The organism is Parendozoicomonas callyspongiae (assembly GCF_023502345.1).
GTDB lineage: Bacteria > Pseudomonadota > Gammaproteobacteria > Pseudomonadales > Endozoicomonadaceae > Sansalvadorimonas > Sansalvadorimonas callyspongiae.
The window spans coordinates 1-297 of record NZ_JAMFLX010000169.1 but is presented as its reverse complement, the minus strand read 5'-3'; the positions used below and the strand labels follow the sequence as shown (position 1 = coordinate 297).

At 47.5% G+C, this 297-nt stretch carries 1 protein-coding gene; it reads left to right on the top strand.

Annotation, left to right across the window (positions count from 1 at the left end; genetic code table 11):
* Positions 1–194: hypothetical protein (locus M3P05_RS20810; RefSeq protein WP_249702069.1), on the top strand; the 194-nt coding region annotated here is incomplete at its 5' end.
* Positions 195–297 lie beyond the last annotated feature (103 nt).

Genomic DNA, 297 nt, shown 5'->3' with positions numbered 1-297 from the left:
GTGCAATGCCAGCAAAAGCTAAGGAGTTGCTGCAGGTTTATCTTCGCTGGCAGGCGGTAGTGTGCTCAAATGTTATTCGTGCTACGCCAGCACAAACATTGTGCTACCATGGTTCACCAAGGCTGGCAATCAGTATCGGAGTTTGTCACGTTTATATCCTGATAGTTCAGCAATTCAACGTGTTCCTCCTGTAAATATTATCGGGCTGCTTCCCAGTTGTGCCAGCGCAAGCAAAGTGCTCCCAAGGTTTCGTGGCGCTGTCAGTTCAATATTTCACTGCCAGCATTTCACATTTGT